The sequence below is a fragment of the Klebsiella sp. CTHL.F3a genome (assembly GCF_019890895.1).
GTDB classification, from domain to species: domain Bacteria; phylum Pseudomonadota; class Gammaproteobacteria; order Enterobacterales; family Enterobacteriaceae; genus Klebsiella; species Klebsiella grimontii.
The window spans coordinates 1,245,455-1,258,821 of sequence record NZ_CP082360.1 but is presented as its reverse complement, the minus strand read 5'-3'; the positions used below and the strand labels follow the sequence as shown (position 1 = coordinate 1,258,821).

Below are 13,367 nucleotides of genomic sequence, written 5' to 3'. Positions count from 1 at the left end.
GACAACCCACATAGTCATATCGACTATTTTAACCATTGTCATTTTGACATCAACAGATTTAACAAAAAACACAAAAAACTTTAAATTCAATTAGTTAAAAATTTGGCACGCAACTTGATATAAGCAAAACATCTTATTTGAACACTGCTGAATTAATTGAGGTTGCTATGTCTATTCTGGTTAAAAATAACATTCATTGGGTTGGCCAGCGCGACTGGGAAGTGCGTGATTTCCACGGGACGGAATACAAAACGCTGCGCGGCAGCAGCTACAACAGCTATCTCCTCCGCGAAGAGAAAAATGTGCTGATCGATACCGTCGATCATAAATTCAGCCGCGAATTCGTGCAGAACCTGCGCGGCGAAATCGATCTCGCCGATATCGATTACATCATTATTAACCATGCGGAAGAGGACCATGCCGGCGCGCTGACCGAACTGATGACGCAGATCCCGGACACCCCGATTTACTGTACCGCCAACGCCATCGACTCTATCAACGGACACCATCATCACCCGGAGTGGAATTTTAAGGTGGTGAAAACCGGCGACAGCCTGGATATCGGCAACGGCAAACAGCTGATTTTCGTGGAAACCCCGATGTTGCACTGGCCGGATAGCATGATGACCTATATGACCGGCGACGCGGTGCTGTTCAGCAATGACGCCTTCGGCCAGCACTACTGCGATGAGCATCTGTTTAATGATGAAGTTGATCAGATTGAACTTTATGAGCAGTGCCAGCGCTACTATGCCAACATTCTGACTCCGTTCAGCCGCCTGGTGACGCCGAAAATTACCGAAATCCTCGGCTTTAATCTGCCGGTGGATATGATTGCGACCTCCCATGGCGTGGTCTGGCGCGATAACCCGACGCAGATCGTCGAAAAATATCTCGAGTGGGCGGCGGATTATCAGGAAGACCGCATCACCATTTTCTACGACACCATGTCCAACAACACCCGCATGATGGCTGACGCGATAGCCCAGGGCATTACCGACGTGGATCCGCGCGTGGCGGTGAAAATTTTCAATGTCGCCCGCAGCGATAAAAATGAAATCCTGACTAACGTGTTCCGCTCGAAGGGCGTGCTGGTCGGCACCTCAACCATGAATAACGTGATGATGCCGAAAATCGCCGGGCTGGTGGAAGAGATGACCGGCCTGCGTTTCCGTAACAAGCGCGCCAGCGCCTTTGGCTCCCACGGCTGGAGCGGCGGTGCGGTTGACCGCCTGTCCACGCGTTTACAGGATGCGGGCTTTGAAATGTCCCTGAGCCTGAAGGCCAAATGGCGCCCGGATCTCGACGCGCTGGAAGTGTGCCGCGAGCACGGCCGCGAAATCGCCCGGCAGTGGGCCCTCTCCCCGCTGCCGGCGAGCCCGGCTAAACACGCCGCGCCTGTGGCAACGCCTTGCGCCGCGCCAGCGGCAGCCGATCTCGGCCCGAAAATGCAGTGCAGCGTTTGCCAGTGGATTTACGACCCCGAACAGGGCGAACCGAACCAGGACGTCCAGCCGGGTACGCCGTGGAGCGAAGTCCCGGATAACTTCCTCTGCCCTGAGTGTTCGCTGGGTAAAGATGTGTTTGACGTTCTGGCATCGGAGGCAAAATGAGTGATGGCATCGTCATCATCGGCTCGGGCTTCGCGGCCCGTCAGCTGGTGAAAAATATTCGCAAGCAGGACCCGAATATCCCGCTGACCCTGATCGCCGCCGACAGCATGGATGAGTACAACAAACCGGATCTCAGCCATGTGGTTAGCCGCGGGCAGAACGCCGACGACCTGACCCTGCAAACGGCGGGCGAGTTTGCCGAGCAGTACAATCTGCGCCTGTTTCCGCATACCTGGGTCAGCGATATCGACGCCGATAATCAGGTTGTGAAGAGCCAGGACCGCGAGTGGCGCTATGACAAACTGGTGCTGGCCACCGGCGCAACGCCGTTTATCCCACCGGTGCCGGGCCGCGAACTGATGCTGACCCTCAACAGCCAGCGGGAATACGGTGCGGCGCAAAGCCAGCTGCGCGATGCAAAAAGAGTGCTGATCGTCGGCGGCGGGCTGATTGGCTGCGAGCTGGCGATGGATTTCTGCCGCGCCAGCAAAGCGGTGACGGTGGTGGATAACTCCGCCAGCGTACTGTCTGCCCTGATGCCGCCCGAGGCCAGCAGCCGACTGCAGCATCGTCTGACCGACATGGGCGTGCATCTGATGCTGAAGTCCCAGCTGGAAAGCCTGGCGCAGAGCGCCGACGGGATTCGCGTCACTCTTGACCGCCAGCGTACGGTGACGGTGGATGCGGTGGTCGCCGCCGCCGGTTTACGCCCGGAAACGGCGCTGGCGCGGCATGCGGGTCTGAAAACTCACCGTGGCGTGGTAGTGAACAGCCAGCTGCAAACCAGCCATCCGGCGATTTACGCCCTCGGCGATTGCGCGGAAATCAACGGTATGGTCCTGCCTTTTCTGCAGCCGATTCTGCTGAGCGCCATGTGCCTGGGTAAAAATCTGCTGGCTCAGCAGGGGGAACTGAAGCTGCCGCCGATGCTGGTGAAGGTTAAAACGCCGGATTTACCGCTGCACCTGGCGGGCGATACCCGACGCGAGGATCTGACGTGGAATATCGTTGCCGCCAAAGACGGCCTGGTCGCGAAAGGCGTTGACGCCGAAAACCAGCTGCGCGCTTTTGTGGTCAGCGAGGATCGCATGAAAGATGCTTTTGCCCTGCTCAAACAGCTGGTGAGTTAACCGGGAGGATATGACGTTATTCCCGGGTCGCGGCGTAAACGCCTAACCCGGGCTACCCAATGGCAAGGCGCTCGGGTTTGGTAGCCCGGCTAAGCGTAGCGCGAGCCGGGGAAATGCCCAACCTACCGCGCCAGGTTATCGTATCCGCGCCAGCGGTAGTTGAGCACCGACAGCACCCAGCAGGCCACGAACAGCCCGACCACCACAAAACCGGCGTCGCCGAGATGGTCGTTCAATGCGCCGACCCAGCGCCAGACGCCTCCGCTGAGGGAGAACTTATCCATCAACAGACCCAGCGCTTCCAGACCGCCGATAAACAGCGCCACCACCACCGAGGTGCCGGTAATGGTCATATTGTAATAGAGCTTACGCTGCGGCTTACTGAACGCCCAGCCGTAGGCGCCGACCATCAGCACGTTGTCGAGCGTATCCACCAGCGCCATCCCGCTAGCGAACAGCGCCGGAAAAATCATAATCGACCAAATCGACATCCCGCTCGACGCGCTGGCCGCCGAAATCCCCAGCACGCCGATTTCCGTCGCCGTATCAAAGCCGAGGCCAAACAGAAAGCCCACCAGATACATCTGCCAGCTGCGGCTAATCAGGCGGAAGGTTTTACCGAACAGCCAGCTCATCATGCCGCCGCCGGTCATGACCTCATCGCTCACCTTTTCGCCCTGCTTCCACGCCCGAAAGCTGCGCCAGACGCTGCGCAAAATAACCAGGTTGATAAAGGCCATCACCAGCAGGAACAGCGCCGATACGGCGGTACCGATAACGCTGCCGGTCTCGTGAAACCAGCTCATCTGCTGACCAAACGCGGTGGCGGTCGCGGCAATCGCCGCCGACGCCAGCACCACAATCGACGAATGACCCAGCGAGAACCACGCGCCAACGGCAAAAGGTCGCTTCCCCTGCTGCATCATTTTGCGGGTCACGTTGTCGATCGCCGCGATATGGTCGGCGTCCACCGCGTGGCGCAGACCGTAACCCCAGGCCAGCAGGCTGGCGGCCATCAGCGCGCCGCTACCGCCGAACGCCGCAAATGCCCAGCCCCAGGCCAGCAAATTGGCGGCAATCAATGCCAGCACCAGCGCCGCTGCGCGCGGCTGCTGACGCAAAATCGTCACTATCATATCGGTGTCCTTTAAGCCTGCAGGCGGGCCGCAGCGATAACCGCCTGACCGAGGGCAATCGCGCCATCGCCTGCGGGCAGCTGCTGCGGAAAGAGCAGAGTAAAATCGGCCAGATAAAAGGTCAATCGCGCCGTCAGCAGGCGGTTGTGCAGTACCCCGCCGCCGAAGGCCAGCGTGTGAATATTCCGTGCGTTCGCGCAATCGCGCATCATGGCCGCCAGCCCGCGGGCCAGCGCATCATGAAAGGCCCAGGCTTTTTGCGCCGGGCTCGCCTGCCAGCTCAGCCACCGCTGCCAGAACGTCGCCAGGTCCAGTTTTCCATCGCGCCACGGCAGCATCGCCGGATGATCAATCCCTTCGCAGGTCGCCGCCAGCGCTTCCAGACGGCACGCCGCTTCCCCTTCATAGCTCAGGGTGAGCGGGGCGCAGCCCAACGCGCAGGCGACGGCGTCAAACAGACGCCCGCACGACGATGCCTGCGGCGCATTAATACCGCGCTCGATTGCCCGCGCCAGCAGCGGCCAGCTTTGCTGGCGTAGTGCGGCGGTGTCGGCATAATTCTGCCATTCAGGGACGAACGCCAGGCAGTGAGCGAGCAGATTGCGCCACGGCTGACGCGCCGCGAGGTCGCCGCCCGGCAGCGCCACCGCCGGCAGACCGCCGAGATGCTCGCACTCGCGATAGTTGACCCGCAGGCACTCGCCGCCCCACAGCTCACCGTTTTCCCCCATCCCGATACCGTCGAGCGTCAGGGCAATCACGTCGCCGCCCTCCAGCGGCCAGCGGTGCTCGGCCAGGCAGGCGGCAGCGTGGGCATGATGATGCAACACGCGCTCCACCGGCAGCGCCAGCGACGCCGCCCACCGCGAAGCGCGGTAGCCGGGATGGGCGTCGGCAACCACCCGCTGCGGGGTAAAAGCGTAAATCTCCTGCATCAGACGCAGCGCTTGCTGCCACTGCGCCTCGACGCCCTCCTCGTCGAGATCGCCAAAATGCTGGCTGAGCACCGCTTCATCGCCGCGCAGCAGGCAGAATGTATTTTTCATATCCGCGCCGAGAGCCAGCAGCGGCGGTACGTCGTGGAAACCCGGCGGCAGCGCCAGCGCGTCCGGCACGTAGCCGCGGGCGCGGCGCAGCATCTCGCCGCTTTGCCGCACCACGGAATCGTCCATCCGCTGCACAATCTCGCGATTATGCAGCAGAAAACCGTCGGCAATTCCGGCTAAATCCGCCAGCGCCCCGGCGTTGGTTAACGCCGGCGGGCGGCCGCTGAGGTTGCCGGAGGTCATCACTAATGGGCGCGCCAGCGCCTGCGAAAGTAAATGCTGCAGTGGATTAGATGGCAGCATCCCCCCTACTTCCGCAAGCCCTGGCGCAATCTGGTCGCACAGGCCGGCCACCTGCGTTTTCTCCAGCAACACGATCGGCGCGGCGGGAGAGGTCAGCAGCGTCAGCGCCGGTTTGCTGAGCCCCGCCGTTGTCGCCAGCATCACCGCCAGCGGTTTCGCCGGGCGATGCTTGCGCGCCCGCAGCTTCGCGACGGCCTCAGGGTTTCCGGCATCGCACAGCAGATGGAAACCGCCCAACCCCTTCACCGCCACAATATCGCCCGCCAGCAGGCGAGCCGTCGCCGCTTCAAGAGCCGCCTCGCCAAATAAATGCCCCTGCGGGCCGCGCCATTCCAGCTGCGGGCCGCACTCGGCGCAGGCCACCGGCTGCGCGTGAAAGCGGCGATCGGCAGGATCGCCATATTCCGTCGCACAGGCGGAGCAAAGAGGAAACGGCAACATAGAGGTCAGTGGGCGGTCGTAGGGCATAGCGCGAATAATGGTAAAGCGCGGCCCGCAGTGGGTGCAGTTGATAAACGGATAGCGGTAGCGGCGTTCTCGCGGGTTGTTCATCTCAGCCAGGCATGCCGGGCAGGTAGCGGCATCGGGCACAATCTGCGTGCGCATGCTTCCGGCTCCGCTTTGGCGAATGGTAAAGCCCGGCGGCTCGGCGGCCCAGACGAATGACGCGGCCGCCGCGCTGTCGATACGCGCCAGCGGTGGGCAGCGCTGGGTTAACGCGCTGAGAAAGGCCGCATCATCGCCGACAAGGCGCACCAGTACGCCGTCGCCGTCGTTGCACACGTCGCCGCGCAGCCCCAGCTGCTGCGCCAGCTGCCAGACGAAGGGGCGGAACCCCACCCCCTGCACTTTACCGCGAATGCGGATTTGCACCCCGTTCATTGCGCGGCCGGATTACCAGGCCAGCGCGGTGCGGCGGCGTTTTTCGATATTCATCTGTTCGAGCCTGTTGCGGTCGACGCAAATCAGCGCGTGGGTCGGACAGGCGTCCATACAGGCAGGGCCTTCCTCACGGTGATAGCACAGGTCGCATTTGTTAGCTTCGGCTTTTTCCGCTATCACGTTCAGCCCCGCGCCGCTGTGGCGAATAACCGGGCGCACCACCACTTCCATGGCGCCGTACGGACAGGCCACCACGCAGGTTTTGCAGCCGATGCAGCGCTCCTGCATCACGTGGACGAAGCCCTGGTCGCGGCTGATAGCGCCGTTCGGGCAGACGTTGGCGCACGGGGCGTCCTCGCACTGACGACAGGCGGTGGCCGTCGACACGTTGACGCCTTTGATCACGTGAATACGCGGTAAAAAGGTTTTTGGCGTCAGCGCGGCGCAGTCCTGATTTTCCTGATGAGAGACCACGCAGGCCACTTCACAGGTGCGGCAGCCGATGCATTTGCTCGCGTCGGCGATAATGAAACGGTTCATCCATTTCTCCAGCTGTAAGAAGGTTACGCGCCGGAGTATGCATAATGCGTTCCAATTTTTATGATACTGATATTAAAGGAGATAAATACGGGAGAGACTGTCATCGTCAGTTGTGACGATGACAGCTGACGACGTCAGGCGTGCGGGCCGGGGACCATTGAGTCGCGTTCAATCAGCTCGCCGGAAAAGGTTTGCTGAAATTTAAAATCGCCGCCGTCGAGCATAAAGATCAGCCGGTTGATGCTCTCTTTGATCATCTCCGTCACCGGGACTTTGACGCTGGAGAGCGCCGGCACCATAAACGGCGCCAGCGCGATATCGTCAAAGCCCACCACCGAAACCTGCTCCGGCACCTTAACGCCGAGCTGATGCAGCTGTTTCATCGCGCCAACCGCCATATCGTCGTTGCTCGCCACCAGCGCGCTGTAGCCGACGCGGCGCTGGCGCAGCGTCTCGACTCCCGCCGCGCCGGTTTCCGGCGTCCAGCGCCCTTCGACGATCAGATCGTTATTCGGCGTAATGCCGTGGCGGGCCAGCGCGTCTTTATAGCCCGAGAGACGCTCAACGCCGGTTGGCGAATCCAGCGAACCGGTAATAAACGCGATTTGCCGATGACCCAGCGCGATAAGCTTTTCCACTGCCATCATCGCCGAGGCTTTTTGATCGGACCAGACGCAGTGGCTGGCGTTGCGGCGCAGGCGGCGGTTGAGCACCATAATCGGCCGCTCATGATTTTCGATAATCTCATCCATCTCATCAACGCTGAGAAAGCGTGGATAGATAATAATCGCATCGCAGCGCAGATCGAGCAGATACTGAATCGCCTCGCGCTCCTCCTCCGCGCTGTGCTTGCCGTCGGCGAGGATCAGCTGCCGCCCTTTGTCTTCGGTCATCCGCGCCACGTGGTAAAGCAGTTCGCTGAAATAGACGCCGTGATAAAGGGTGTTGGTCACCACCAGCCCGAGGGTCTGCGTCTTTTTCGTCGCCAGGTTGCGCGCCAGCAGATTCGGCCGGTAACCGCTTTCGGCCACCGCCTGGAAGACGCGATCTTTGGTCTCCTGGCTGACATAGCCGTTCCCCGACAGCACCCGCGAAACGGTGGCCTTCGACACCCCCGCGCGCTTCGCTACCTCCAGCATCGTTGCCATGTGGTTATTCCTGTTGCCAATGTTGCCCGCAGTGTACTGCACGCGCTGCGCTTTTTCAGCATTTGTGCGTCTCCCGCGCTGATGCGCACACAGCGATCAAAATCACAAAATCGAGATCTTATTTTTTTATTTCTTGTATGCATTCATGAAACTAATCATGATTTTGTGGAACCGGTTTCCTATGTATGCATGATGCCGCTCCGCTTTCCGGCGCGGTGACAAGCCAGTATCCCATTGATAAACAGGATAAAATCCGATGTCTAAAAATTATGCAGCTCTGGCGCAGCAGATTGTGGCTGCAATTGGCGGCGCAGATAACGTGGCCGCCGTCACCCACTGCATGACCCGCCTGCGTTTTGTGGTCAAAGACAACGAGCGGGTCGACAGCGCCACCCTCAAAGGGCTAAAAGGCGTACTCGGCGTCGTGCGTAGCGATAACCAGTGCCAGGTCATCATCGGCAATACCGTCTCCCAGGCCTACCGCGAGGTGGTCGCCCTGCTGCCGGGAGAACTGCGCCCTGCCGAACCGCAGGGAAAACCGCCGATCACCCTGAAGCGCATCGGTGCCGGGATCCTTGATGCGCTGATCGGCACTATGTCGCCGCTGATCCCGGCAATTATCGGCGGATCGATGGTCAAGCTGCTGGCGATGATCTTAGAGATGACCGGCGCGCTGCCCAAAGGCGCGCCAACGCTGACTATTCTGACGGTTATCGGCGACGGCGCGTTCTTCTTCCTGCCGCTGATGGTTGCGGCTTCCGCGGCGGTGAAGTTCAAAACCAATATGTCGCTGGCGATTGCGATTGCCGGGGTGCTGGTGCACCCGAGCTTTATCGAGCTGATGGCCAAAGCCGCCCAGGGCGAGCACGTGGAGTTCGCCTTTATTCCTGTGACGGCGGTGAAATACACCTATACCGTGATCCCGGCGCTGGTGATGACATGGTGCCTCTCTTATATCGAACGCTGGGTCGACCGTATCACCCCGGCGGTGACGAAAAACTTCCTCAAGCCGATGCTGATTGTGCTGATTGCCGCCCCGCTGTCGATTCTGCTGATTGGCCCGCTCGGCATCTGGATCGGTAGCGCCATTTCCGCGCTGGTCTATACGATCCACAGCTACCTCGGCTGGCTGTCGGTGGCGATTATGGGCGCCCTGTGGCCGCTGCTGGTGATGACCGGGATGCACCGCGTCTTCACGCCGACTATCATTCAGACCATCGCCGAAACCGGCAAAGAGGGCATGGTGATGCCGTCGGAAATCGGCGCCAACCTGTCGCTGGGCGGCTCATCGCTGGCGGTGGCGTGGAAAACCAAAAACCCGGAGCTGCGCCAGACGGCGCTGGCTGCCGCGGCTTCCGCGATTCTGGCGGGGATTTCCGAACCGGCGCTGTACGGCGTGGCGGTGCGGCTGAAGCGACCGCTAATCGCCAGCCTGATCAGCGGCTTTATCTGCGGCGCGGTGGCCGGCATTGCCGGGCTCGCCAGCCACTCAATGGCGGCGCCGGGCCTGTTTACCAGCGTCCAGTTTTTCGACCCGGCCAATCCGATGACCATCGTCTGGGTCTTTGGCGTCATGGCGCTGGCGGTAGTGCTGTCGTTTGTCCTGACGCTGATGCTCGGCTTTGAAGATATTCCGCAAGAAGAAGCCGCCGCCGACGCCAGACAGCGTCAGGCCGGCGCCCAGGCTTCTCACGCCTGAACACCATTTTATTAACGAGGTAATGCATGGCGACTTTTCCACAGGGATTTTTATGGGGCGGCGCACTGGCCGCCAACCAGTCCGAAGGGGCATATCTGGAGGGCGGCAAAGGGCCGACCACCGTCGATATGATTCCCCACGGCGCGCACCGCCTGGCGGTCAAGCTGGGGCAGGAGAAACGCTTCGCGCTGCGCGACTATGAGTTCTACCCGAGCCACGAGGCGATCGATTTTTATCATCGTTATAAAGAAGATATCGCCCTGATGGCCGAGATGGGCTTTAGCGTCTTCCGCACCTCTATCGCCTGGAGCCGCCTGTTTCCAAAAGGTGATGAACAAGAGCCGAACCCGGAAGGGATCGCCTTTTATCGCTCGCTGTTCGAGGAGTGTAAAAAGCATAATATCGAGCCACTGGTGACGCTGTGCCATTTCGACGTGCCGATGCACCTGGTTACCGAATACGGCTCCTGGCGCAATCGAAAAATGGTGGAGTTCTTCACCCGCTACGCCCGTACCTGTTTTGAAGCTTTTGATGGGTTAGTGAAGTACTGGCTTACCTTCAATGAAATCAACATTATGCTGCATAGCCCATTCTCCGGCGCCGGTCTGGTGTTTGAAGAGGGGGAAAATCAGGAGCAGGTGAAATACCAGGCCGCCCATCATGAACTGGTCGCCAGCGCCTTAGCGACCAAAATCGCCCACGAGGTGAATTCGCAAAATCAGGTCGGCTGTATGCTGGCGGGCGGCAATTTCTACCCTTACTCCTGTAAGCCGGAAGACGTGTGGATGGCGCTGGAGAAAGATCGCGAGAACTTGTTCTTTATCGATGTCCAGGCGCGCGGCGCGTATCCGGTGTGGGCGGCGCGGGTATTCCGCGAGAAAGGTGTGACCATCGCCAAAGAAGCGGGCGATGATGAAATCCTGCGCCATACCGTCGATTTCGTCTCCTTCAGCTACTACGCTTCGCGCTGCGCGTCGGCGGAGATGAACGCCGGCAACACCAACGCCGCCAATATTGTTAAGTCACTGAAGAACCCGCATATTCAGGCCAGCGAATGGGGCTGGGGCATCGACCCGCTCGGCCTGCGCATCACCATGAATATGATGTATGACCGCTACCAGAAACCGCTGTTCCTTGTGGAAAACGGTCTCGGCGCGCGGGATGAGATTGACGCTAACGGCGAGATTAACGACGACTACCGCATCAGCTATCTGCGCGAGCATATTAAGGCGATGGGCGACGCCATCGCGGATGGCATTCCGGTGATGGGCTACACCAGCTGGGGCTGTATCGATCTGGTGTCCGCCTCCACCGGCGAGATGAGCAAGCGCTACGGCTTTGTCTACGTCGACCGCGACGACGCCGGTCACGGCACGCTGGCGCGGAGACGTAAGAAGTCGTTCTGGTGGTATAAGAAGGTGATTGCCAGCAACGGGGAAGATTTGGCGTAGTGTGCCCCGCGGACTGAGGGATGCTCAGCCTGGCAAACACCTGCAACACGGAAATTTCCCCGGCTCGCGCTGCGCTTAGCCGGGCTACAGGTTCATCAACGCTCGCGGACCGGTAGCCCGGACAGTAGCCGTAGCCCGAGTAGGGCGTTTACGCCGCGACCCGGGGAAAAAAGTAAACTTGCTCCCCCTGACCAAACTCCCGGCTCGCGCTGCGCTTAGCCGGGGAACGCCGGCTCTTCTGCGGCTTCAAGTGCCGCAAAACCGCCCTGCCCCTGCCAGCCATCAAGCCGCGCGTACACCACCTCGACCGCGTCCTTAATCGGCTGGGTCATTGGGTAATAAAAGCCGACGATATCCGGCTGAATGCCTAAGAAAATCACCTCGCCGATATCCTCTTTTAGCTGATCGATCAGATAGTTGAGCGGCATATTGTGGGTAGTCATCATAAACATCTCGGCAATATCATCCGGGTCGACGATGCGGATCTCGCCGGGATTCAGCCCCATATCGGTGGCATCGACGATCAGCAGGCGCTCAGGGCGCAGCTCGCGAATGGCGACAATATCGTTTTCCGGCGCGCTGCCGCCGTCAATCACCACCCACTCGCCGACGGGATTAGCCGCGCACATCTCCGCCAGCAGCGGGCCTGCGCCGTCGTCGCCCATCATGCTATTGCCAACACAGAGTAAAACGTCAGTCACGGAGTCTCCTCACCATCAGGTAGATGGCGCTTTCCTGGTGAATATCATGCAGCATGCTGAGCAGGGTTTTGCTCCACGCCTGCTGCTCGGGGGTCTGCCGGGCCTGCGCTTTATCAAAAGCGTTGGCCAGCATCGTCACATGATTGCTATCGATCACGATCTCGCCGTACTTCGGCACGCCTTCCATTTTACGCCGCGCGACGCTGCCCTCTTCGAGGGTCGCAATCCACGCCAGATACGCCTGCCACGGGCAGCTCAGCGCCGCCTCGAGGCAGTCGATGACGCCGAGGTGGTGGCCAATCGCCAGGCTGTAATAGACCACCTGCTGCGCCTGGTCAGGCGTCGCGTCGTTCTCATCAATAAATTTACGGCTCAGCTGACTGAACACCACCGTCTCGCTCATCGGATACGCGCTCCCTCGACCACCTGGTTCAGGTGGGTGACGATCTCGGTCAGACGCGGATCTTTTTCCGCCTCCAGCCAGCGCACCACCTGGCTATCGCCCTGCGCCAGCAGGCGCATATAGTCGTCGGCAATCTGGCGACCATAGCGATAGCCCGCCAGGCGACGCGCTTCGCGGTCAATGCGCACCCGCAGCGGCTGTACCATATCCGGGTGCAGAAGCTCGGTCGGCCGTTCATCCTGCTCGCCCGGCAGACGGGCGTGGATTTTCTGCTCCAGCAGGCCCAGCGCCATCGCGAAGCCGTACAGCGTCGCGGCAGGCGTCGGCGGGCAGCCGGGAATATAGACGTCTACCGGCACGATTTTATCGGTCCCGCCCCACACGCAGTAGAGGTCGTGGAAAATGCCGCCGCTGTTGCCGCAGGCGCCGTAGGAGATACAGATTTTCGGGTCCGGCGCGGACTGCCACGCGCGCAGCGCGGGAGAACGCATCGCCCGGGTCACCGCCCCGGTAAACAACAGAATATCGGCGTGACGCGGCGACGGCACCACTTTGATACCAAAACGCTCGGCGTCGAACAGCGGCGACAGGGTAGCGAAAATCTCGATTTCGCAGCCGTTGCAGCCGCCGCAGTCCACCCGATAGACGTAGGCGGAACGCTTAATTTTTTTCAGCAGCGAGGCCTTCATGCTGGCGATGGATTCATCCACCGTCATCGGCACCGGAATGCCGTTTTCATCGCGCGGGCCTAATAAATTGCTCATCAGCTGGCCTCTCTCATATGGCGAGTCAGTTCAATACGGTCGGACGGCACCAGGCACTTCTGGCGTTTACACTCCGGGCAGGTCTCAAAACTTTCGCGATGCAGCTCGGCGCGGCTGTCGCCGTTGTGTTTGAGCAGCGCGATGGCGTAGTCGATCTCTTTCTGTACGGCGAACGGTCGTTCACATACCCGACAGTGGCAGATGGCAAAACGCGACTGCTGGAGGAAATCCTCTTTTTTCCACACCGCCAGCTCGTACTCCTGAGAGAGCCTAATCGCCGCCGTCGGGCAGACCTCTTCGCAGCGTCCGCAGAAGATGCAGCGCCCGAGGTTGAACTGCCACCCCAGTTGATTGGTGGCCAGATCGGTCTCCACCGTCAGGGCGTTCGACGGGCAGGCGTTAACGCAGGCGGCGCAGCCGATGCACTGCTGCGGATTATGCTCCGGTTTGCCGCGGAAGTTTTTATCCACCGGCATCGGCTCCAGCGGGTATGAGTGCGTCGCGGTGCCGGTTTTGATGACTTTTTTAATAAAGGTAAACATGGCGATTCC

Annotated in this window: 12 protein-coding genes; 4 read left to right on the top strand and 8 right to left on the bottom strand. The window is 60.2% G+C overall.

Going from position 1 to position 13,367, the window contains the following annotated elements:
- The first annotated feature begins 167 nt into the window (after window positions 1-167).
- Together norV and norW are read left to right on the top strand one after the other, a co-directional pair.
- Entirely contained in the window at window positions 168-1,613 is a 1,446-nt protein-coding gene (gene norV, locus K7H21_RS06010) for an anaerobic nitric oxide reductase flavorubredoxin (RefSeq protein WP_004124052.1), read from the top strand.
- Window positions 1,610-2,743, top strand: coding sequence for an NADH:flavorubredoxin reductase NorW (gene norW / locus K7H21_RS06005; RefSeq protein ID WP_142446825.1), 1,134 nt, complete (start codon window positions 1,610-1,612; stop codon window positions 2,741-2,743). The genes norV and norW overlap by 4 nt, the downstream gene beginning before the upstream one ends.
- A 122-nt stretch (window positions 2,744-2,865) precedes the next feature.
- Here norW and K7H21_RS06000 read toward each other — a convergent pair whose 3' ends face one another.
- From K7H21_RS06000 to K7H21_RS05985, 4 genes are all read right to left on the bottom strand, one after another.
- Window positions 2,866-3,879 carry a HoxN/HupN/NixA family nickel/cobalt transporter gene (locus K7H21_RS06000; protein ID WP_139529003.1) on the bottom strand — a complete coding sequence of 338 codons (1,014 nt, stop codon included), beginning with the start codon at window positions 3,877-3,879 and terminating at the stop codon, window positions 2,866-2,868.
- 11 nt (window positions 3,880-3,890) lie between these two features.
- Window positions 3,891-6,110, bottom strand: coding sequence for a carbamoyltransferase HypF (gene hypF / locus K7H21_RS05995; protein WP_223035650.1), 2,220 nt, complete (start codon window positions 6,108-6,110; stop codon window positions 3,891-3,893).
- A 12-nt stretch (window positions 6,111-6,122) separates the two neighbouring features.
- On the bottom strand, window positions 6,123-6,650 hold the full coding sequence (gene hydN / locus K7H21_RS05990) for an electron transport protein HydN (RefSeq protein ID WP_004124065.1): 528 nt from the start codon (window positions 6,648-6,650) through the stop codon (window positions 6,123-6,125).
- 134 nt (window positions 6,651-6,784) lie between these two features.
- Window positions 6,785-7,798 carry a LacI family DNA-binding transcriptional regulator gene (locus tag K7H21_RS05985; protein WP_004124069.1) on the bottom strand — a complete coding sequence of 338 codons (1,014 nt, stop codon included), beginning with the start codon at window positions 7,796-7,798 and terminating at the stop codon, window positions 6,785-6,787.
- Window positions 7,799-8,054: 256 nt separating this feature from the next.
- Between K7H21_RS05985 and ascF the strand changes: the two genes are divergently transcribed.
- On the top strand, window positions 8,055-9,497 hold the full coding sequence (gene ascF / locus K7H21_RS05980) for a PTS cellobiose/arbutin/salicin transporter subunit IIBC (RefSeq protein ID WP_004124072.1): 1,443 nt from the start codon (window positions 8,055-8,057) through the stop codon (window positions 9,495-9,497).
- A 26-nt stretch (window positions 9,498-9,523) separates the two neighbouring features.
- Window positions 9,524-10,948: a 6-phospho-beta-glucosidase gene (locus tag K7H21_RS05975; protein ID WP_223035649.1), complete on the top strand. Its 1,425-nt coding sequence runs from the start codon at window positions 9,524-9,526 to the stop codon at window positions 10,946-10,948.
- A 215-nt stretch (window positions 10,949-11,163) separates the two neighbouring features.
- Here the strand turns inward: K7H21_RS05975 and hycI are convergent, their stop codons facing one another.
- The 4 genes from hycI to K7H21_RS05955 are packed head-to-tail and all read right to left on the bottom strand — an operon-like array spanning window position 11,164 to window position 13,358.
- Complete coding sequence (gene hycI, locus K7H21_RS05970; RefSeq protein WP_004124080.1) at window positions 11,164-11,649, bottom strand: hydrogenase maturation peptidase HycI; 486 nt, start codon at window positions 11,647-11,649, stop codon at window positions 11,164-11,166.
- A complete protein-coding gene (locus K7H21_RS05965; protein ID WP_049115891.1) occupies window positions 11,642-12,052 on the bottom strand; it encodes a formate hydrogenlyase maturation HycH family protein in 411 nt (136 codons plus the stop codon). The genes hycI and K7H21_RS05965 overlap by 8 nt, the downstream gene beginning before the upstream one ends.
- Window positions 12,049-12,816: an NADH-quinone oxidoreductase subunit B family protein gene (locus K7H21_RS05960; RefSeq protein ID WP_004124084.1), complete on the bottom strand. Its 768-nt coding sequence runs from the start codon at window positions 12,814-12,816 to the stop codon at window positions 12,049-12,051. Before K7H21_RS05960 ends, K7H21_RS05965 begins: the two co-directional genes overlap by 4 nt.
- Window positions 12,816-13,358, bottom strand: coding sequence for a formate hydrogenlyase complex iron-sulfur subunit (locus K7H21_RS05955; protein WP_004124086.1), 543 nt, complete (start codon window positions 13,356-13,358; stop codon window positions 12,816-12,818). The genes K7H21_RS05960 and K7H21_RS05955 overlap by 1 nt, the downstream gene beginning before the upstream one ends.
- Window positions 13,359-13,367 lie beyond the last annotated feature (9 nt).

Coding starts and splice junctions, on each gene's coding strand:
- K7H21_RS05955 (WP_004124086.1), bottom strand. CDS start 13,358: ATGTTTACCTTTATTAAAAAAGTCATCAAAACCGGCACCGCGACGCAC.
- K7H21_RS05960 (WP_004124084.1), bottom strand. CDS start 12,816: ATGAGCAATTTATTAGGCCCGCGCGATGAAAACGGCATTCCGGTGCCG.
- norV (WP_004124052.1), top strand. CDS start 168: ATGTCTATTCTGGTTAAAAATAACATTCATTGGGTTGGCCAGCGCGAC.
- hypF (WP_223035650.1), bottom strand. CDS start 6,110: ATGAACGGGGTGCAAATCCGCATTCGCGGTAAAGTGCAGGGGGTGGGG.
- hydN (WP_004124065.1), bottom strand. CDS start 6,650: ATGAACCGTTTCATTATCGCCGACGCGAGCAAATGCATCGGCTGCCGC.
- ascF (WP_004124072.1), top strand. CDS start 8,055: ATGTCTAAAAATTATGCAGCTCTGGCGCAGCAGATTGTGGCTGCAATT.
- K7H21_RS06000 (WP_139529003.1), bottom strand. CDS start 3,879: ATGATAGTGACGATTTTGCGTCAGCAGCCGCGCGCAGCGGCGCTGGTG.
- K7H21_RS05985 (WP_004124069.1), bottom strand. CDS start 7,798: ATGGCAACGATGCTGGAGGTAGCGAAGCGCGCGGGGGTGTCGAAGGCC.
- K7H21_RS05975 (WP_223035649.1), top strand. CDS start 9,524: ATGGCGACTTTTCCACAGGGATTTTTATGGGGCGGCGCACTGGCCGCC.
- norW (WP_142446825.1), top strand. CDS start 1,610: ATGAGTGATGGCATCGTCATCATCGGCTCGGGCTTCGCGGCCCGTCAG.
- K7H21_RS05965 (WP_049115891.1), bottom strand. CDS start 12,052: ATGAGCGAGACGGTGGTGTTCAGTCAGCTGAGCCGTAAATTTATTGAT.